Genomic DNA, 20,939 nt, shown 5'->3' with positions numbered 1-20,939 from the left:
GACGTGAGCCTCCTACGCCCCCGGTTCCGGCGCACGGCCGCCGCCGTCGGCCTGGCCGCCAGCCTCCTGGGCGCCGCCCTGGCGGGGACCTCCCTGGCCGCCCCCGTGGTATCCCCCGCGGCCCCGCCCGCCCCCGCGTCCACCCCCGGGCTCAGCGAGTTCGGGGCCTGCCTGTCCGGGCACGGCCAGGGCTCGGTGGTGCTCCTGGTGGACCAGTCCGGCTCCATGCGCCAGACCGACCCCGACCAGGGCCGAGTCAAGGCCGCCACCTACCTCGTGGACCGCCTGAGCAGCTTCGCCGGGCGCAGCGGCGTCACCCTTGACGTACGGGTGGCGGGATTCGCCGACGACTACCACCCGGTGGGGGACTGGACCGCCCTGACGGCCTCCACCAAGGACGCCGTGTCCGCCTCGGTGCGTACCGTGGGCGCCGACCTCAGGGACTACGACACCGACTACTGGAACGCCCTCAACGGGGCGCGCCAGGACCTGGTGGACCACGACTCCTCCGGGTGCCGCGCCGTCGCCTGGCTCTCGGACGGGGAGTTCGACCTGGACGTGCGCGACTCCGACACCGCCAAGCACGACTACGGGGAGACCAAGGGCTACGCCACCGGCGCCGACCTGTCCAGCGAGTCCGGCGTCCAGCAGGCCGAGCAGGCGGGCCGGGGCGACCTGTGCCGCCCCACCGGCCTGGCCGACCAGGTCCGCTCCAGCGGGGTGACCCTCATCGGCATCGGCCTGAGCGGCCCCGGCCCCCAGCCGGACTTCACCCTCATGCGCCGCGTCAGCCAGGGCGGGGGCTCCAACGCCGCCGCGGCCGGCCTGGAGCAGTGCGGCAACGTCTCCAGCCCCTCAGGAGTCTTCTACCCGGTCTCCAGCCTGGACACCCTGCTCATGGCCTTCGACTCCGTCTCCACCCCGGGGGACACCGTGCAGAGCCAGTCCGTGAGCATCTGCCAGGGCAGCGCGTGCAGCGCCGGGGAGTTCAGCTTCGTCCTGGACGGCACGCTGGACGCCGTCCACGTCATGGCCTCCTCCGACGCCCCCGGGCTGGACGCCTACCTCTACGCCCCCGGGGCCACCCAGCCCCTGGTGGTCAAGGCAGGCCAGAGCAGCCCGGCCGGCACGGGCGTGGACGCCACGTGGCTGACCCCGGGCACCTTCCAGGCCGACCTGGACTCCACCAAGGTGCCCACCTGGGACGGCCAGTGGCGCCTGGCCTTCGTGGACCCCTCCTCGGCCTCCCAGAACCAGCAGATCCACGTCAACGTCCACCTGTCCTCACCCCTGACCCTGAGCTGGACGGACCTGGACAAGGCGGAGCTGCGCCAGGGCGAGAGCGTGGGGGACGTCAACCTGGCCCTCCTGGACCACGTGGGCGGCCAGGCCGTCCCGGCCTCCCGCGTCAAGGGCTCGGTCACCATGTCGGTGTCCCTCAAGGACTCCGCCGGCAACGAGCACGAGCTGTGGAGCGGCACCGACGTCACCGCCCTGGGGGCCCCGGTCACCGTCGCACTCCCCCCGGACGTCGCCATCGGCAGCGCCACCCTGACCACCTCGGTGACGGTCACCACCGCCTCCACCACCCTGCCGGACGGCAGCACCGTCCCGGGCACCGCCCTGACCCCCACCGAGGCCGCCCAGGACGTCACCGTCCTGGCCCCCGTCAACTTCCCCGCCGTCACCGGGCAGGCGGCCTTCCCCACCCTGGAGGACGAGCTGAGCGGCGCCACCGAGCTCACGGTCAGCGGCCCCGGCTGCGTGTGGCTGAGCTCGGGCGAGCCGACCCTGACCGGCGCCCCGGCCGACGCCGGGAGCGTGAGCGTGTCCTCCCCGGCGTCCTCCCCGGACACCTGCGTCAAGGTGGCCGACGGCGCCACCGCGACCCTCCCGGTGACCCTGGCCGTACAGGGCCACGCCAACGGGGCGCTCTCGGGCACCCTGGCGGTGACCCTCGCCCCGGACGACGCCCCCGACCGGGCCCAGACGGTCCAGGTCCCCTTCAGCGCCGAGATGCGCCGCCCGCTCAACGTGGCCACCACCTGGACCACCTTCGTCCTGGTGCTGCTGGCCGGCGTCCTCATCCCGCTGGCCCTGCTCTACGTCCTCAAGTTCCTCACCGGGCGGATCCCGCGGGGCCCGCTGGACACCGCGACCCGGGTCGTGGAGGTGCCCGCGCAGGGCGGTGCGGTCACCATCCGGGTACCGAGCAACGAGGTCACCATGCTCTCCCTACGCGGACGCTCACGTCAGCTCACCGTGGGGCCCTACGAGTTCAGGGTCCGCACGGGCCTGCTGCCGACCTCCGCGCCGACCGTGGAGCTGGTCTCCCCCGACGTCCCCTCGGTCTGCGGCGCCGACCCCGGGGCGCGCAGGGGCCACGCGGTCCTGCCGCTGGGCGTGCGCGGCAACTGGGTGGCCGTCCTGGACCAGCCCGACTCGCCCCGGCACGTGACCGTGGTGGCGCTCGCGGCCACCAGCAAGGGCAACCAGGCGCTCCAGCAGGTCCTGGACGACGCCGGACGCCACCTGGCGGACCGGGTCGCCAGCATCGCCCCCCAGGACGCCGGGCAGGGCGACGACGCCGGATCCCAGGACCCGGGCTTTGGCAGCGGCTCGACGGGGCCGTCCACCTCCTCCGCCTCCTTTGGGACGGGCTCGGGCTCCTCAGGCTCTGGCTGGGGCTCAGGCTCAGGCTCGGGCTCGTCTGGCTCGGGCTCCTCAGGCTCTGGCTGGGGCTCGGGCTCGTCTGGCTCGGGCTGGGGTAGTGGCGGCTCATCAGGATCGGGCTTTGGCAGCGGCAGCGGGTCCTCGGGCTCCGCCTCCTCCGGCTCGGGCTGGGGCAGTGGCGGCTCGACGGGCTCGTCCACATCCTCCGGATTCGGCTCGGGCGCCTCTGGGGCCGGGTGGGGCTCCGGCGGGTCCTCAGGTACCAGCGGGTCCTCGGGCTGGGGCTCGGGCTCCGCCTCCTCCGGCTTTGGCAGCGGCTCGGGCTCCTCGGGACCGGATCCCTCGTCGGGCCAGGGCTGGGGCAGCGGCTCGTCTGGCTCTGGCTGGGGCAGCGGCTCATCGGGTACGACTCCTCCGCCCGCCACCTTCTAGCCCCTGCCGCGGGGACAACCCTCTACCACTCACCGCCACCCTGGTGGTTCCAGGGCCGGGCGCCGGTCACCCGGCGGAAAGGACGAACAGCACGATGTACCGCGTACTCGTTATTGGGTGCGGAGGCTCAGGGGCCAAGACCCTCGCCTACATGATGGACCAGCTACGGGCCGACCTCAAGGTCTACGGGATCAAGGAGATTCCGGGCTGCTGGCAGTTCCTCAACGTGGACACACCCCTTCAGGAGGAACCCCCCGCGTCGGTCGCCCCGGTGTCCAGGCAGGGCGGACGCTACGTGTCCTGCGGCGTCTCCAGCGGCGCCTACCGGATCGTGGACGAGGCCCTGATGGAGGACGTCCAGGCGCAGACCTCCACCGGGCTGCGGGACCTGGCCACCTGGCTGCCCCGCAGGCCGCAGGACGTCACGGTGCCGCTGAACATCGGGGCCGGCCAGTACCGGGGGATCGGCCGGCTGGTCATCCTCACCAGGCTGGCGGAGATCCAGGACGCGGTGCGCCAGGCGGTCGAGGCCATGGGCCACCCCGACTCCCTGCGGGCGGCCGAGGAGGTGGCCCGGCGGGTGCCCGGCGTCGGCACGGCCCCGGCCATTGACCTGGCGCCCATGGTGCTGGTGGTCTCCTCCATGGCGGGGGGCTCGGGGGCCTCCATGACCCTGGACGTGTGCCGCCTGGTGGCAGGGACGAGCCTGGAACTGGGGATCAACCCGGACAGTATCAGCGTCTTCCTGTACACGGCCGAGGTCTTCCAGAAGTCGGTGCCGGCCAATGCGCGGCAGGGGATGCCGGGCAACACCCTGGCCATGCTCGGTGAGATCGTGGCCACCCAGTCGGGTGCTGACGGAGAGGCCGCGAGAGTGGACCGGGACCTGTACGCCAAGCTGGGGGTCTCTGTGACGGCAGGCAAGGCCTTTAAGCGGGTGACCCCTATTGGGCTCAAGGCCGGGGGCTCCGGCGCGGTGTTCGGCGACGGCAGCTCCGAGGGGGTCTTCCGCGGTATGGGGCGCGGGCTCGCCCGCTATATCGCCGGCGACGCCTTCCAGGACTATGTGAGCTATGACGTCGCGAATCATATTGACGTGCCTAACCGTGACCTGGTCAGCTGGGGCGTAGACCCGGACAACACGGCGTGGAGCTCCTTTGGCTACGCCTCGCTGAGCACGGGGCGGGACCGCTACGCGGAGTACGCCTCCCAGCGCCTGGCCCGCAGGGCCGTGGACCACGTCATGGACGGGTTCCGCATCCCGGGGGACACCACCAGCGACACCCAGCGCCTGGCCAACCTCTGGCAGCACTACCAGGGCCAGGAGCTACGCGACCTGGGACTGCCCGACGGCGTGGGGGTCAATGTGCTCAGCACCGCCGGTACCGCCACGGACCAGGGCGTCATTAACTGGCTGCTCTCCGAGGAGGTCAGCCAGGGCGTCAACCGCGCCGTCCTCAACCAGCGGGCCGGGGAGGCCGTGGCCACCGTCATGGGGCAGCGTCCCCAGGCTGACGGCATGCCCGTCCCCGAGTGGGGGACGAGCATGGCCCAGTTCCTGGACTACCACCGGCCCCGCGCCCTGGAGGAGCTGGAGAAGGTGGCGGCGGCCCTGGCCCTGCAGCGCTCCCAGGAGATCGCCCAGAAGGTGGTCGTCACCACCCGCTCCGCCATCGCCCGGCTGGGCCTGCCCTACGCCTCCACGGTCCTGGCCCGGGTACGCGAGCCCGGGGGCGTCATTGACTCCCTGGTACCGCGCCTGGCGGCCCTGGAGGGGCTCAAGCCCGCCAACACCCTGGAGATCCCCAACGACCTCGTCACCAAGATGCGCGCCATGGCCAAGGCGGTCCTGGGCGGCGTCGGGGCCGAGAGGCTGGCGGAGACGGTCCAGGTCGCCCTCCAGGAGCAGCTCTACCAGTGGCTGGCCGCCCGGACCTCCGTCCACCTGGCCACCGCCCTGAAGGACCTGTCCCGCTCGGCGATCAAGCCTCTCCAGGACGCCCTGGAGGACGCCAGCAAGGTCCTCCGGGGGGCGCGCCACACCGAGACCACCGAACGGGGCGTGGCCAACGTCGCGACCTCGTTCTACACCGCCTGGCCCGCCGAGCCCGAGGCGGGGCAGGCGGAGGCCGCGGCGGTGCCGGTGCGCTTCGCCACCGCCCACAACGAGGTGGTCCTCATGCCGGTCTCGGAGTACCCCGGACGCTTTAACGAGCACGTGCGCGACTCCGTCCAGCCCCCCTTCAACGCGGACCTGCACCAGGCCTACGCCGAGGCGGTCCGTGAGGTCGTCACCGGGGTGTGGGAGCAGGGGGCCGACGTCAGGCCCCCGGCCGACCTGCTGACGGTGGCCACCGCCTGGGTGCCCAGCGGCCTGCAGGGGGCCACCGGCGGGGTGCTGCCCACCCCGGCCCGCTACGAGCTGCGCCTGAGGCCGGTGGACCTGCTGGAGCGCTCGCGCGCCTTCGTGGCCCGGCGCGGGGAGTCCTTTGAGCAGTTCTGCTCCCAGTCCATCCGCGACTACCTCGGCGACGAGGGCGTGGGCGACTACGAGCGGGACCAGCGCTCCCGGGCCGTGCTCGAGGGCCTGAAGAGGACCATGGAGATGGCCCGCCCCCTGACGGAGGTCAACAAGGGCCTCTACGAGCGGCTCCACCAGGGGACCGCTGCGGCTAAGTTCCAGCGCGAGTACAGCTTCACCCCCATCCCCGTGGGGGATGTGGTGACCGAGCAGCTGTGCGACTACGTCGCCACCCTGCCGGACGTGGACAAGGCCGAGCTGCCCCGCCGGATCCAACGCGCCGCCCAGACCGACGCGGCCGTCTCACGCATTGACGTCTTCGGCTCCTTCTCCCGGACCCTGCCGGCCGCCTACTCCGGGATCCTGGACTCCGTCAAGACGGTCTGGGAGCAGGCCAAGGGGTCCCCCGGTGCCAGGAAGCAGATGTGGACCTTCCGGCGCGCCCGCCCCCTGGTGGGGGGCGTGCCGGTGGGGGACGCGGACCGGCGGATGCAGGTCCGCGGCTGGTGGGTGGCCTCGCTGTGCGGCGGCCTGGAGCGCCCCGCCTGGGGTGACAAGCAGGCCGACTACACCCCGGTACGCATCTGGGACAGGGAGGACCGGCGCTGGCTGGACTTCCCCACCCCGCTGCTCACGCCCCCCTCCGAGATGATCGTGGCCAACGCCTTGCTGCCCGCGGTGCTGGAGTCCACGCTGCTGGCCTACCTGGAGGTCTCCCAGAAGGGGCTGGAGGCCTTCCGGCCCTGGACGGTCATGCGCCGGTGGGCCGAGGCGGGGAAGAACGACCCCGAGAGGACCTTCGGCATCCCGACCCCGGTGGAGGACAACCTGGCTGACCTGCTGGCCACGGGCACGGTCGACGACCTGGCCCCGGCGGTGCAGGGCCTGGAGAAGGCCACCACGCCCGAGGAGCGCCGTGAGGTGCTGCTCGCCTACTGCGACTCGGTCCTGGCCTACCTGGACCAGCACTACCTGCCCGGCCGGGGCAAGAAGGACGAGCCCGGCTGGTTCACCAACTACCGGCGGCGCAACCTCGTGGAGTGGACGCCGCTGACCGTCGACCTGGCCCAGGAGATGAGTGAGGAGCTCATGCACGTTCGTAACGTCCTCAAGACCCTCAAGCCCGCAGGCACCGAGGGCCCCGGCAGCCTTCCCTTCTCCGACGGCGGGATGGTGTTCTGAGATGGCCACCCACAAGCAGGAGAAGGCCAGCTCCGCCGTCCTCATTGTCGCCCCGCCCAGCCAGCGCCCGGTCCTGGCGGCCCTGGCCGACCTGTCGGCCGCCGGGCTCCTGGCCCCCTTCGCCTGGGTCGAGGCGCCCAGGGACCCCGAGCACGCCCAGGACTGCCTGGACCCCAGGACCGTCGAGGTCCGTGACGGGGCGCTGAGCGCCTCCACGTACTCGCGCCTGGTCAACCACCACGGCCTGGAGCGCCTGCGCCTGCTCGTGCTGGTCCCGGTGGGCCACCCCGCCGGTGACGCCCTGCCAGCCACGGCCGAGCAGTTCTACCAGCTGCTGGGCCTGCCCAACGGCGCCGTGCGCCACAGCGTGCGGGTCGTGGTCCCCTGGAGCGCGGACCCCCTGCCCGCCGAGCTGGGGCGCATTGGCTGGGAGGACGTCATGGTCTCCCCGGAGTCCACGGCCGACCCCGGCTTCAACCAGGTGCCCTGGTGGAACAACCCGGCCACCGTCCCCGGGGCCGTGGCCGTGGCCCTGAGCGTGCAGGCGGGTATCGCCGGCGCGGTCAGCCAGGCCCCCTACGACGAGGCCGGGCCGGACACCTCCCTGGACGTCCAGGTCGCCCGCTGCTTCGTGCGGGTCACCGACGCCCACGACGTCGAGGACAAGCTGCGCCACCAGGTCCTGCGCCTGTCCGGCACCTTCCCGCGCCCCAACCAGGTCTCGGTCGGGATGCAGGTGATGCCCTACGCCGACCCCGAGGCGCGTATCGAGGCCCTCACCCAGGCCTGGAGGAAGCGGCACACCGAGTCCCTGCGGCGCCCGCCCGTGCAGGTGCGCGTCGTCCCGGCCCAGACCATGGGCCTGTTCAAGGCGCTCGGACTGTTCTTCTCCTTCCTCTTCCGGGCTATTATCGGGGCCCCGGGCACCTGGGCCAGGGGCCTCGTCCGCCGCGCCAAGGCCGGGATCGCGTCCACCACGACGTCGGTGATCTTCGGTAAGGACAGCGCCGTGGACGTCATTGTCGGCGGCGTGGACAGCTCCGGACGCTCCGTGGGCTGGCGTGAGGTGGCCGCGGCGGCCAGCAGCGCGAGCACGGCCATGCCCGAGGACATGAAGCGCTCCAGCCAGCCGGTCAGGCGTGACTTCGGTGCCCTGTGGCAGGACCTGACCACCGGCAGCATGGCGCTCGTGGACGGCTCGGGCTGCGCCAACCTGGGGCTGGGCCCCCATGAGGGCTGCGTGTGCGACCAGGCCCTCATCGCCCCGGCCCTGGGCGCCGACGGCGTCTTCGAGATCAGGGAGTCCCTGGGTGACGTCCCCGCCGGTACCAGGCTGCACTGCTGGGACCAGCTGGAGGTCGAGCGGGTCTCCTCCCGGCTCCAGGAGCTGGCCCGGTCCCAGGACCCGCGCGCACGGCGGGCCGCCGAGTGCCACATGGAGCTGAGCCGGTGGCAGGGCCGTAACCAGCACCGTCTCCTGCCGCAGGTGGGGCGGAGCCTGGCAGAGGTCTTCCAGGCCACCCGTGCCGACATCGACCGGCTCAGGGGCGAGATCCGCTCCCTGGAGAGCGAGGACGAGCTCGGCGACCTGGAGGTGCGCCAGCGTCGTCTGGGCCGGATCCTCGCCGTCCTGGCCCTCCTCCTGCTGGGCGGGCTCGCGGTCCTGACCGCGGTCGGGGTGCTGGGGAAGGTCGGTTGGGGTCTTGTCGGCGCCGTCTGCGCTGTCCTGGTGCTGGTGTGGCTGATCGTCTCCCTGACGGTCTTCGTCAAGGAGCAGCGTGAGTTCTTCCGCCTGCGCTACCGGCTGGAGAGGACCAGCACCCAGTACCCCGACCTGCTGGCCAACCTGCGCCTGGCGATGGAGGACCTGGCCGCCCAGGGGGAGGCCTACGCCCAGTTCGACCGGTGGGCCAGCATCCTGACCTCCTTCCTCACCGACCCCCTGGGGGAGAGGGACACCGAGCGCACCGCCCGCGAGCACGAGACCGTCCTGCCCGCCGGTATCCAGCGGGTCACCGTCTCTGCCGGCACCGAGCACCTGGCCAACGTGGCGGCCGCCCTGCGCACCGACGTCTTCCAGGTCGGCTGGCTCACCGAGGCCTGGCAGGCCCTCAACGAGCACATGGGCGCCTACCTCACCCCCGACCAGCGCCAGCTCCTGGTCACCCGCCAGCTGTCGGTCACCGCCGAGCGTGGCACCCAGGGGACCGCCCTGAGCAACTGGGCCCAGGGCCTGGAGCAGGGCGGCGTCACCTCCTCGGCCGGCGCCCAGCGGTGGGGCAGGTGCCTGGAGATCCTCAAGACCGGGTCCGGGCCGGAGCTCGACCTTGAGATCACCATGCCCGACGGCGACACCCGCCAGCTGGTCGACTACCGTCAGGACCTGGCCCAGGCGGCCCACAAGAGCGTGGTGCAGGCCGTCCTGCGCGCCCGGGCCCGCACCGGCGGGGCGGTGCTCACCCAGCCCCGGTACTCCTGGTACCGCGAGCAGAGGGACGGGCTGTCCGAGACCATGGTGCTCATGGCGGCCACGCAGCCTATCAGCCCGGGGAACTTCGTCTACCCCGCCCCCCGTGACGAGCGGGTCGTCCACGACTGGCAGCAGGAGGGCCCCGGCACCTCACGCCCGGCTGCGCAGGACCCCCCTGCCGACGGTATGCAGCCCTGGCAGCGTGACGTCACCTTCTGACACGAGGACACCGTAATGACCTTCTCCTTCTTCGACTTCACGATGGCGGTCACCAAGTGGCTGTCCACCGCCCCCGACGAGGCGCGCGAGCGGCTCAAGCCCTCCAGCTGGAAGACGATCTACTCCACGGCTGACAAGCAGGGGGAGCACCTGGCCTTCTCGCCCGACACCATTGCGCGGGTCGCCCTGGACGGGGACGCGGGCCTGAGGGACAGGGTGGCCGTCCCGCTGGCCGACATGCTCAACCAGCGTTTCGGCGCCCCCCAGGCCTCCCCGTCCGCCGAGCCCCCGGCCGCCAGCTCCCCGGCCGCGGAGCCCCCGGCTGCGGAGTCCCCGGCGTCGCGACAGGGGACGCCCCCACCTGCCCAGGTGCCCCCGCCCCGCCAGGAGGCGGCGGCCCCGACCCCGGCGCCACCGGCCCAACCGGCCCCGCCCCAGGCGGCTCCGGCTCCACAGGCCCCGCAGGCGCGCCCCGTGGACGGGCCCGCGCCGGTGACCGGGCCCGCGGTGCCCGCCCCGGCCGCCCTGCCCGAGCCGGCACCCGAGGCCCCGCAGCCCGCACCGGCGTGGGTGTTCCCGGACTTCGACTACTCCCGGCCGGACCGCGACCAGGTCGGTGTCGATGGCGGCACGCACCACGCCGTGACCGTGCAGCGGGTGGACGGCACGCTCCTGTACCGCTGGGAGGACCCCGGGGAGGACGAGGTCTACCGGGTGGTCGTCTCGGACACCGAGGACCCCTACGTCCCCGACGACTTCGAGCAGGTGGCGGTCACCGAGGACCTGGAGGCCCGGGACACCACACCACCCACCACCGCCGTCCGGTTCGTCACTGTGTGGGGGTACACGCGCCCCTCCTCCAAGACCAGCGTCCTGGGGCAGGGGCGGCGGGTGGCCAGCGCCGTCGTCGTCCACCCCCTGCAGGGGTGGACCCTCTCCTTCGACACCATGACCCGGGCCGTGGAGGGCAGGTGGAACCCGCCCACGGCGCCCGCGGACGGCCAGGTCACGGTCCTCACCGCCCGGCTCCCCGTGGACAAGCCCGTGGGGCGCTACCTGCGCGGCATGGCCTGGCTCTCCTGCCAGATCCCCAACAACGGGGCCGGGTTCCAGGACAGTGACGGCCTTGTCGGCGGCAGGAAGCACACCTACGTGGCCGCCGTCGAGGTCACCGTGTCCGGGCAGACCTACACCTCCGCCCCGCAGGTGGCGCACATCACCCCTGAGCTCGTCCGTGAGGCGGTCACCGACCTGAGCGCCCACCAGCAGGCACAGGGCGCCGAGGGTGTGCGCGGCACCCTCCTGAGCGTCACCTGGACCCAGAACCCCCTGTCCGACGTCGTCGTCTACCGCACCGACTCCCCGGTGGACGCCGCGGCGCTGGCGCAGGGCACCCTGGCCACGAGCCAGCTGGAGTCCGCCGGCCTGAAGGAGTCCGACGTCATCACCAGCGCCGCGGGCCTGAGCGCCACCGAGGACCCCAACCGCCAGCTGCGGACCCTGGAGAAGGTCGTCTGGCCCGAGGGCAGCCAGTGGGACACCTGCTACCTCACCCCCGTGACCAGGCACGAGGACGGCACCTCCACCATTGGCACCCCGGTACAGCTCAAGCGGGCCGGCGGCATCCGCAACGCCACCCTGAGACGCCGGGGCTCCTGGGACCTGGTGACCTTCACCTGGCCCGGTGACGCGACCTCCGTGGAGCTGCGGGCCCTGCCGGTCGACCAGCCCTTCGACCCCGACGTCCCGCCGCTGGTCAGCGTCAACCAGGACCGGTACCGCACCGACGGCGGGTGCATGGTCCCCGGCGGCCTGCCGGCGGAGGGCAGCACGGTCTACCTCAACTCCCTGACCTACCACGGGGGCCAGCAGATCACCTCGGCCCCGGTCAGCCTGGAGGCGCCGCCCCTGTGGAGGTACCGGTACACGCTCAAGTGGCCGCTCATGAAGAAGGTGACCCTGTTCGGCGCCCTGGTGGAGGTCGAGGTCGTGTCCCAGGTCGGTATCACCCGCCAGGACGACGCCGTCGGCATGAGCCTGGTCTACAACCCGGACCACTTCCCCCTCCACGCCGGGGACGGCCAGCCGGTCCCCCTCTACCTGGAGCGACCCACCAAGGACGGGGGTCAGGAGACCCACACCGCGGTCCTGCTGCCGCCTCACGGGGTGCCCATGAGCATGTGGTTCGACCACAAGGACCTGGGGCCCGGCTACGTGCGCCTGCTGGTCAACGCCCGCCCGGCCGTGGCCGGTACCGAGGGGCACGGCCACGCCCTGGAGTGCTACGCGCTCACCGACCCGCCCCTCAGCCTCCTACGGAAGCGGTGAGACGTCATGACCACCTACAACAGCACGCCCTCGGTGGAGCAGCTGCTCTACACCAACGTGGACCGGGTGGTGGACGGCCAGGAGCTCAGCGGCTGGCAGACCATGGCCACCACCCCCGGCATGGACGAGGCCGAGGCCGACTGGCTGCGCAGCCTGATCGACCCGGGCCTGAGCGGCACCCGCCCGCTGCCGGGGTACCCCACCCCCGAGCAGGTGGCGGCCGCGGACCGACGCCTGCGTCAGGTGCCCTCCTCCTCCGGTACCGTCCTGGTCCACACCGCCCCCGCGGGTACGGACTCCACCGGGCGCACCAACTCCATGACCCACGTCCTCCTGCTGCCCCGGCAGGCCGCGCCGTCCCTGCGGACCACGGACCTGTGGCGCAGCCCGGGGTGGGTCACGCCCTTCGGGGCGCAGGCCGTGCGCGACGCCGTCCTGCCACCGCCCCAGGACCTGGTCCCCGGCGAGGTCACCACCATGGACGCCGTGACCGAGTTCGTCCTCCAGGAGAGGCGCGGCGCCGTCCTGACCGCGCTCGCCGACGCCCTGGAGCCGGTCCTGGCCTCCCGCGTGCCCGGCCCGCCCCGCCCCGCCCCGGACACCACCGTCCTGCTGGGTGTGCGCTCCACCGACGAGGCGGCCCTGTGGGTCGCGGCCCTGCAACGCTGCTGCGCCCCGCTGACCGGGTGCTACCTGGGCTTCTCCACCCTGGAGACGGCCGGGACCATGACGGAGGTGGACGCGGTCATGGCCTCCCCCACCGACCTGGCCTGCGTCCCCCTGGCGGAGCTGGAGGCGGTCGAGGCGCGCCCCGGCCTGGTCGTCATTAACCCGGACAGCCCTCCCACGTCCGCCCCGCAGGGCACCTGGGGCAAGCTCGTGGCGGCCATGACCTCCAGCATGGCGAGGTGGGTCACAGGCCAGGAGGGCCTGGAGACCGTCCTCAGCCTCCTGGAGGACCACCGTGAGCTCACCCCGGCCTGGCCCCTGGCCATGGCCGAGGCCAGCGAACCAGGCCTGTTCTCAGACGTGATCAACGTCATAACCGACGTCGACCGTGAGCTCATGACCTGCCAGCCGGCCGCCCTGGCCCAGAACCCCTACCTGACCGGCCTGCTGACTGAGCGCTTCCTGGACTCCTCGGACACCGACCCGGCGAGCTGGTACGCCAAGCTGGACGCCGTCCCGCTCGGGACGCCCGTGGGCGGCGTGGTCTCCGGGCTGGTGAACAAGTACCTGGACAGCGCGGTCGCGGACAGCGGCTGGCTGCTGGACGACACCCGTCAGGCCTCCGCCACGGTGACGTACTGGCTGCGCAGCTGGACCACGGAGCCCGAGCCGGGCCGGGACATGAGGCTGAGGCTCCTGGTCAGGACCGCTGAGCGCACCGTCGGTGACACGCCCATCACCCACCTCCTCCTGGCCGACCGGCTGACCCGTGACGGCGTGGTCCTGGGGGAGGCGGACACAACGCGCCTGGTCATTGACTCCGCCCAGAGCCTGGTGGGTCCCGGGAACCCGCTGCTGCGGGGCCAGGTCCTGAGCCTCAGTCCGGCCCCGGACCTCATGGACGCCATCCGCGTCCTCGTGGAGGACCTGCTGGTGGTCCCCGTGGAGGACGTCCCGGTACTGCCCCGCCTGGACAGGCAGGTCGCCGCCTGGCTCGCCGCCGACGGCCCCAGGACGCTCGGACCGGCCCTGGGCGCCGAGGTGGCGCTGGCCTTCCTGGTGGGGGCCCCGGGGACCGACGTCGAGACGGTCCTGGCCTTCCTGGGGGCCCTGTCCCGCCGCTTCCACCTGGACCCCACGGTGGTGGACTCCCTGGTCGCCGTCTGCACCCCACGTCAGGCGCTGGCGATGACGCCGCTGTGCGCCGACAGGGTCGTGCTGGTGAGCCGGGTACTGGCCCGCGACCCCCAGGGGGAGGGGGCCCAGGAGGCCGCCCAGTGGCTCATGCGGGTCAAGCAGCACTCCCTCGAGCAGCTCAGCGTCACCCCCCTGGAGGCAATGAGCCAGGGGACCGCCGCCGCGCTGCTGACGCTCTCCCGGCAGGTCCCCCTGGCCAGCGGCCTGGAGACCAGCGTGGCGTGCTGCCTGGCGGGCAATATCCTGGTGGCGCTGCAGTCCCTGCTGACCTCCCAGGGCATGTGGGCCCCCCAGGCCGTGGCCGGGCGGCCCGCCTGGCCGGCCCCCGGTGGCGGCGGGCCGCCGGACGCCCCCCAGCCGGAGGTGGTCCAGCCCGAGGCCGTGCCCGACGCCGCCCCGCCCGTCCCGGAGGGCGTGCAGGACCCGGCCCCCCAGGACGGCGACATCGGGCCCGACCCGTACGGCGTGTGGGGCCCGGACCCCTGGACCCAGGCCCCGCCCGCCCGGCAGGACATCCGCTACCCGGGTGACCCGCCCCGCCCGCCCGCGCCCCCCTCCCCGGAGTCGGTGCGGCTCACCCCCTACCAGCAGGACGTCTGCGACCGGGCGCTCGCGGTCCTCCTGCTGGTGCTGTGGAACGACCAGGCGGTGCGCCTGGAGGGCCTGCGCCCGGAGATGACCGTGCTGGCCCAGGAGCGTCTGGGGCTGCTCGCGGGACGCCTGGAGGAGACGAACGCCTTCCTGGTCGACGGGGAGGACGTCGACTCCGTCCTCGTCGCGGGGGCCGTGGTCCGGCTCTACTGGCTCATGGGCGGCTCCAGGCACCAGGACCAGCAGGCCGAGCGGGAGGCCCTGACCGAGGTGGAGACCGCCTCCCACCACCTCCTGCACTCCCAGGACGAGCTGGTGCTGGCGTTGTGCCGCGCGTGGGTGTGCGGCTTTGACGAGGACTCCGGTAACAGGTTCGTGGCGACCGTGCTCTCCGGGCTCCCCGGCGACCCCGACGCGGAGAAGTGGGTCAGGAAGCACATTATGCCTGCGTCGGGCCTCAGGAAGAAGCTCAGCGGCAGGTTCTTCGGCGGCCGCTGAGGCCGGGTACTACAAGGAGAGGTCGTAGTTCATGTCCAGTATCCATTCCTACGGTGAGTGGGACGAGCTCCCGGTCACGGGGCGCTCCGCCCTCACCCTGACCCTCGTCAGCAAGGTCCCCGCCACCGTGGCGGCCACGGGTACCACCACCACGCCCAAGTACCTCGGGGCGGCCCGCGACACGCTCGCGTTCCCCGTGGGCGCCGTCGCCCCGGACAAGCCGGTCACTATCCGGGCACTCACCGTGAGCCGTGAGCCCTTCCCGGCGGACTGCGTCGTGGACCTCTCGGTGGACGCCGGCGGGGGAGCCGGCTACCTCCTGCGCGGCCTGCCGGTGACCGGGCAGGTGGAGGCGCCCCTGGTCCAGCTGCGTCGTACCGAGCGGGGGCTGGTCCTCGTACCCGGCGCGGAGGGGCAGGTCGCCCTCAGCCTGGGCGGGTGGTGCGTCAGGCGCTGTGAGGAGAACGGACGGGTTCTGCGTCCCACCGTGGGCACGGTGCTCCTGGACGACTCCTCCTCCATGCGCCGCCACGCCCGGGAGGTCGAGGCGCTGACCCGGTGGCTCGACGACGTCTACGCCACCCTGGGTGCCACGCCCCCGGCGGTGGTCCGGGAGGGGGCCGGCGGGGCGCTGGCACACGGGGTGGGCTACGTGGGCGGTTCCCGGCTCCGGGGGAGGGGACGCACCGTCGTCGTGACCGACATGCCGCTGCTGGACGGCGACGGCGAGAGCCTGGTCATCGGCTCCCCGGAGCTCGCTGAGATCCTGCCCGCCGGGCAGGTCTTCGTGCCCACCAAGGAGGTGTGGCACGAGCTGCGCCGTGAGGACACGGCGTTCACGCAGCACACGTTCAGCACACTCACCCCGCTCCTGGAGTGGGTCAGCCACCCCGCAGACACGAATGGAGTCCCCGCATGACCACCGCCTGCCCCTCGTGCTTCACGCCGCTGCCCGACGACCAGGTCGTCTTCCGCTGCACGGGCACCTGCCCCCAGACCAGTGACCCGGTGGCCTCCGAGTACGCCGGGACGAACGTGCTCCTAACACCCTGGTACCGGGCCTCCCTGACCGGTGAGATCAAGGTCCTGCCCTCCTCGGTCCCCTGCCGTCGCTGCCAGAGCCGGTGCACCCAGGAGATCTGCCCCACCTGCCACTACGACATCCCCGCGGGCTGGCGGAGCTCCCGCGCCTTCACCGTGGCGGTGGCGGGTGCGCGCGGCGCCGGCAAGTCGGTGTACATCGGGGTCGGCATGCAGTCGCTCACACGCTACGCCCAGTCCCGGGCCTGCACGGTGAGCCCCTACACGCAGGGCACCCTGGACGTCTACAACCGTGAGTACTACAAGCCCCTGTTCGACGAGAACATCACCATGAGGGGCACACCTCCGGTCAGTGCCGGTGGCGCCTACCAGCGCGACCCGCTGATCTGGGACATGTCCGGCGGGCCCCTGGGAAGGCTCTTCCTGGTCATCCGTGACGCGGCGGGGGAGGACCTGGAGAAGATCGTGGGGCGGTCCAAGGCCTTCTCCTTCTTCAGCCGGGCGGATCTCGTGGTCTTCCTGTTCGACCCGCTGCGCCTGAACGGCGTCCGCCAGGTCCTGTCCGGCATTATCCCGGACGTGGATCCCAAGCGCCTGGGCGCGCCCGCGGAGAAGGTGCTCGCCAATGTCCTCAACCAGATGGAGAGGAGCAAGGCGCCCATGGCCCTGACCATCTCCAAGTTCGACTCCCTGCAGCAGCTCCCGCAGGCCAATAACCCCCTGGCACTGCCCCTGGCCAACCCCGGGTCCCAGATCAACCAGGACGACACCATGGCCCGTGCCGCCCTGCCACCGCGCGAGGCGGTCAAGGCCCTGGACCGCGACTCCGAGCTCCTCGACGCCGAGCTGCGCACCCTGTATCAGGAGCTCGGGCAGAACAGTGTGGTGCTCCTGGCCGAGCAGGCGCACCAGAGCCACAAGATCGGCGAACTGCGGCACTTCGCGGTCTCGGCCCTGGGTGAGACGCCGGAGCACAACCAGCAGCTGACCCTGCGGGGCGTCTCCCCCTTCAGGGTCCTGGACCCGATCCTGTGGGGCATGGCCCAGGCGGGGTACCTGTTCTAGGCAGTTCTAGGCCGCGGAGGGGCACGGCACCAAGGGATCCGGGTGCGCGGGCAGGGCCCGGGCCGGTGGCCTGCGGCGGCCGGCGGTCCCGGGTGACTTCATCGGGTGGATAGGCGACGCCTGGAACGGCGGTCCCGCGGCCCGCGGGGCTCGGGTGCTGGGCGGGCACACTGTCAGCAGGTAATCGACAGCTAGGGGGTTATAGGAATGTACTACTGGCAGGATGACCAGGACCAGGTCCGCCGTCTGAGGGCGTTGCTCGCGGCGCGTCTGAGGGCCGTGCTCGCCGCGGTGCCCACCTGCGACGTCTCAGGAGGGGTCTGTGAGAGATCGTGTCAGGTTGTGTTTGTCTGAGGTAGACGGGAGATAAAAATGTCACGTCAGGACAGGAAAGAGCGCAGGCGCGCAAAGAAGAAGTGCGATGAGGGCTTTGAACTTAAGTGGAAAAGTAAGTATGCTGAGGCGCTTGCCGCGTATAAGGAGGCTCTCAGTATATATCGCAGCCTGGGTGACGAGTTCGAGCAGTCTTGTTGCCTGGAGGATATTGGTGGGGTTCTACGTAAGCTAGGGAGGTACGAGGAGGCCCTCAAGGCGTACCGACAGGGTGCGGACGTGTGCGATTTCGATTTTCGACGGGCAGACTGTCTGGAGGGAGCTGGCGACTCCCTGCGTGACATGAAACGATACGAGGAGGCCATAGCGGAGTACCGGCAGGGTGCATTGGTGTCCGACTCGGACTACGAGCGGGGCCAACTCATGAAAAAAACTGGTGAGGCTCTGTACGAAATGGGGCAGCACGAGGAGGCCCTGTCCGCTTTTCAGCAGGCCCTGGACTACTGGCGCAAGGAGAAGAGCTTCGAAACGCGGCGGGCTAGCGGCCTGAGTGACGTCGGCGATGTGCTGCGTGCGCTAGGGCGCTACGAGGAGGCCGTGACCGCTTATCAGCAGGCTGCAAATACTTACCGTGACTACAAAGGCTCCAAGTACTACAAGAAGGAGCGAGCTTACTGTCTGAGTGACGCGAGTGCCACCCTGTGCGCACTAGGGCGTTATACGGAGGCTGCTGCCGCCTACCGGCTGGCGCAGCATCTGTGGCCTTACCGGTCTGACATCAGTAAGAAGCAGGCCAGTTCCCACTATAGTACTGGCGATTCCCTGCTCCAGGAAAGTCATTACGCTGAGGCGCTGGACTCCTATCGTCAGGCCCTGGAGATCTACCGGCAGGTGGAGGGCACCGAGAAGGACCAGGCCGACTGCCAGGCGGGGATCGACCGCGCCCTGCGTGCGCTGGGCCGGGACGGGGCCGCCGCGCCCGCCAGTGCCGGGCCGGCGTCGAGCGGTTCCGCGCCAGGGACCGCCGCGCCAGCCAGTGCTGCGCCGGGGGCCGCCGCACCGTCCGGCGTACCGTCAGGGGGTGTCCCGTCGTCCGGCACCACGCGCCAGCAGGCCGACTCCCTGCGCAACGACGCTCTCGCCCTGCGCAGGGAAGGGCGTCACGAGGAGGCGCTGGACGCCTTCCGGCAGGCCCTGGAGGCCTACCGAGGCATTGGCGGCACCGCGGAGGACCAGGCCGACTGCCTGCACTACGGCATTGGCCTGACCCTGCAGACGACGGGGCACTACAGCCAGGCCCTGGAGGTCTACCGCCAGGCCCTGGAGATCTACCGGCAGGTGGAGGGCAGCCAGAAGGACCAGGCCAACTGCCTGTACAACACCGGTAAGACCCTGTCCCTGGCGGGGCGCCTCGAGGAGAGCCGCGAGGCCTATCAGGACGCCCTCGGCCTCTACCGGCAGGTGAGTGGCACCACGGAGGACCAGGCCGACTGCCTGGGCAGTACCGGGACGGCCCTGCGCGGCCTCAAGCGCTATGAGGAGGCGCTGGACAACTTCCGCCAGGCCCTGGAGGCCTACCGCAGCGTGCCCGGGACAGCGCGCAGCCAGGCTGGTTGCCTGCTTGACATTGGCAACACGCTGGACAACCTGGGGCGCTACGCCGAGGCCGTGGACACCTACGGCCAGGCCCTGGAGGTCTACCGCCAGATGGAGGATGCGACGCGAAACCAGGGGGTCTGCCTGGAGAACACGGGTAACACCCTGTGCCGCATGAGCCGCTACACCGAGGCGCTGGCCTCCTACCACCAGGCCCTGGAGACCTACCGTCAGGTGGAGGGCACCGAGAAGGACCAGGCCGACTGCCAGGCGGGGATCGACCGCGCCCTGCGTGCGCTGGGCCAGGGCGGGACCCAGGACACCGCCCCCGCCCCGTCAGCCCCGCCCGCCCCCGCTCCACCTGCCCCGCCCGCTCCACCTGCCCCATCGTCAGAGGGCGTTACGTCCTCCGGCGTCGCGCAGCAGCGGGCCGACTCCCTGCGTGACCAGGCCCTGGTCCTGCGCAGGGCGGGACGGTACCAGGAGGCCCTGGCCGTCTACGGCCAGGCCCTGGACGCCTACCGTCAGGAGGGCACCAAGGTGGGCCAGGCCGAGTGCCTCAACAGCATCGGCCTGGTCCTGGGGGCGCTGGGGCAGGACCAGGAGGCTGCGGACGCCTACTTCCAGGCCCTGGACGCCTACCGCCAGGTCAGTGGCACCCAGCGGCTGCAGGGTGTCTGCCTGGAGAACATCGGTCACGTCCTGCACCGGGAGGGGCGCTACCAGGAGGCCCTGACCCGGTTCGAGCAGTCCCTGGACCTCTACCGCCAGGTAGCGGGCAGCGAGCGGGACCAGGCCGACTGCCTGCGCGGTACCGGTATGGCCCTGGGGAAGCTGGGGCGCCACGAGGAGGCCCTGACCTGCCTGCGGCAGTCCCTGGGCCTCTACCAGCAGGTGGAGGGCACCCGGGAGGAGCAGGCTGAGTGCCTGGGTGATACCGGTAGCGTCCTGGACGACCTCGACAGGTACCAGGAGGCCGCGGAGGCCTACCGCCAGGCCCGGGAGACCTACCGGCAGGTGGAGGGGTGCGAGGAGGAGCAGGCCCACTGCCTGCACATGGCCGCCCTCAGCCTGCTGCGGGCGGGGCGCCACGAGGAGGTGCTGGCGGTCCTGCGCGACGCCCTGGAGCTCTACCGCTCCCTGGACGGCACCCAGTCGGACCAGGCCGACTGCCTGCGCGGTACCGCTCTGGCCCTGAGGAAGCTGGGGCGCTACGAGGAGGCCCGCACCGTCCTCCACGACGCCCTGGAGCTCTACCGCAGCCTGCCTGACACCCAGTCGGACCAGGCCTGGTGCCTGCAGGCTGCTGCCGACTGCCTCAGTGAGGCGGGTCAGTTCCAGGAGGCGCAGACGGTCTACCGTCAGGCCCTGAGCCTCTACCGCAGCCTGCCCGGCACCCAGGAGGAGCAGGCCGAGTGCCTCCTGCGCTGCGCGGACATCGCCCAGTGGGTGACGAGGCGCTACGAGGAGGCCCTGACCGCTCTCCGGCAGATCCTGGATCTTGGCGGGCAGGGTGACCAGGCGCGCAAGGTGAGGGCCGTCTGCCACTTCCGCATCGGCACCCTCCTGGTGGAGCTGAGGCGCGACCAGGAGGCCGTGGCCGCCTACCGCCAGGCCCTGGAGGACTACCGGGGGGAGAGCACCGTGGCGGAGAGGGCCGGCTGCCTGCACGAGCTGGGTACCACCCTGGCGCAGACGGGGCGCTACGAGGAGGCCCTGGCCGCCCTGGGTAAGTCCCTGGGCCTGTACCGCACGCTGAGTGGCACCGTGGCGGAGCAGGCCGGGTGCCTGTACGACACGGGCGTGGTCCTGGGCGTGGCGGGGCGTCACGAGGATGCCCTGACCGCCTACCAGGACGCCGTCGAGCTCTACCGCAGCCTGCCGGACACCAGCCGCCAGCAGGCCGCCTGCCTGCACAGCACCGGCCTGGCCCTGGTGGAGGTGGGGCGCTACGAGGAGGCCCCGGCAGCCTTCCAGGGGGCGGAGGATCTCTGCCCGGGTCTGTGCGAGGAGGTCGGGCAGGCCGACGCCGAGGACCTGCGCGCCGCCTGGAGCACCCGGCGCCTCACCGAGGACGGCGACGCCCCCGGGCGCACGCGCCAGGGCTGACCTGCGCGGACGCCC

Annotated in this window: 8 protein-coding genes; all 8 read left to right on the top strand. The window is 72.0% G+C overall.

Translation table 11 applies throughout. The annotated features are described in order from the left end of the window. Nucleotides 1-3 precede the first annotated feature (3 nt). The 8 genes from JJJ15_RS04540 (at nucleotide 4) to JJJ15_RS04505 (ending at nucleotide 20,924) form a co-directional block, all read left to right on the top strand. Nucleotides 4-3,105: a vWA domain-containing protein gene (locus tag JJJ15_RS04540; RefSeq protein ID WP_200511579.1), complete on the top strand. Its 3,102-nt coding sequence runs from the start codon at nucleotides 4-6 to the stop codon at nucleotides 3,103-3,105. A 94-nt stretch (nucleotides 3,106-3,199) separates the two neighbouring features. Next, nucleotides 3,200-6,808 (top strand): tubulin-like doman-containing protein, encoded by a 3,609-nt coding sequence (locus JJJ15_RS04535; RefSeq protein ID WP_200511578.1) that lies wholly within the window; start codon nucleotides 3,200-3,202, stop codon nucleotides 6,806-6,808. Between the two features lies 1 nt (nucleotide 6,809). After that, entirely contained in the window at nucleotides 6,810-9,497 is a 2,688-nt protein-coding gene (locus JJJ15_RS04530) for a hypothetical protein (protein WP_200511577.1), read from the top strand. Nucleotides 9,498-9,512: 15 nt separating this feature from the next. Then, nucleotides 9,513-11,825, top strand: a complete 2,313-nt coding sequence (locus tag JJJ15_RS04525; protein ID WP_200511576.1) for a hypothetical protein — start codon at nucleotides 9,513-9,515, stop codon at nucleotides 11,823-11,825. A gap of 6 nt (nucleotides 11,826-11,831) precedes the next feature. Continuing rightward, nucleotides 11,832-14,780 carry a hypothetical protein gene (locus JJJ15_RS13400; protein WP_200511575.1) on the top strand — a complete coding sequence of 983 codons (2,949 nt, stop codon included), beginning with the start codon at nucleotides 11,832-11,834 and terminating at the stop codon, nucleotides 14,778-14,780. 31 nt (nucleotides 14,781-14,811) lie between these two features. Further along, nucleotides 14,812-15,699: a hypothetical protein gene (locus tag JJJ15_RS04515; RefSeq protein ID WP_106109655.1), complete on the top strand. Its 888-nt coding sequence runs from the start codon at nucleotides 14,812-14,814 to the stop codon at nucleotides 15,697-15,699. After that, nucleotides 15,696-16,886 carry a GTPase domain-containing protein gene (locus JJJ15_RS04510; protein ID WP_106109654.1) on the top strand — a complete coding sequence of 397 codons (1,191 nt, stop codon included), beginning with the start codon at nucleotides 15,696-15,698 and terminating at the stop codon, nucleotides 16,884-16,886. The genes JJJ15_RS04515 and JJJ15_RS04510 overlap by 4 nt, the downstream gene beginning before the upstream one ends. Nucleotides 16,887-17,258: 372 nt before the next feature. Further along, nucleotides 17,259-20,924 carry a tetratricopeptide repeat protein gene (locus JJJ15_RS04505; protein WP_200511574.1) on the top strand — a complete coding sequence of 1,222 codons (3,666 nt, stop codon included), beginning with the start codon at nucleotides 17,259-17,261 and terminating at the stop codon, nucleotides 20,922-20,924. Nucleotides 20,925-20,939 lie beyond the last annotated feature (15 nt).

The sequence above is a fragment of the Actinomyces sp. HMT897 genome, assembly GCF_016626125.1.
GTDB lineage: Bacteria > Actinomycetota > Actinomycetes > Actinomycetales > Actinomycetaceae > Actinomyces.
This window is presented reverse-complemented; position numbering and strand designations above follow the sequence as displayed.

Excerpts from the sequence above, each read along its gene's own strand:
- JJJ15_RS04535 (WP_200511578.1), top strand. The coding sequence starts at position 3,200 with ATGTACCGCGTACTCGTTATTGGGTGCGGAGGCTCAGGGGCCAAGACC.
- JJJ15_RS04530 (WP_200511577.1), top strand. The coding sequence starts at position 6,810 with ATGGCCACCCACAAGCAGGAGAAGGCCAGCTCCGCCGTCCTCATTGTC.
- JJJ15_RS04525 (WP_200511576.1), top strand. The coding sequence starts at position 9,513 with ATGACCTTCTCCTTCTTCGACTTCACGATGGCGGTCACCAAGTGGCTG.
- JJJ15_RS13400 (WP_200511575.1), top strand. The coding sequence starts at position 11,832 with ATGACCACCTACAACAGCACGCCCTCGGTGGAGCAGCTGCTCTACACC.
- JJJ15_RS04515 (WP_106109655.1), top strand. The coding sequence starts at position 14,812 with ATGTCCAGTATCCATTCCTACGGTGAGTGGGACGAGCTCCCGGTCACG.
- JJJ15_RS04510 (WP_106109654.1), top strand. The coding sequence starts at position 15,696 with ATGACCACCGCCTGCCCCTCGTGCTTCACGCCGCTGCCCGACGACCAG.
- JJJ15_RS04505 (WP_200511574.1), top strand. The coding sequence starts at position 17,259 with ATGTCACGTCAGGACAGGAAAGAGCGCAGGCGCGCAAAGAAGAAGTGC.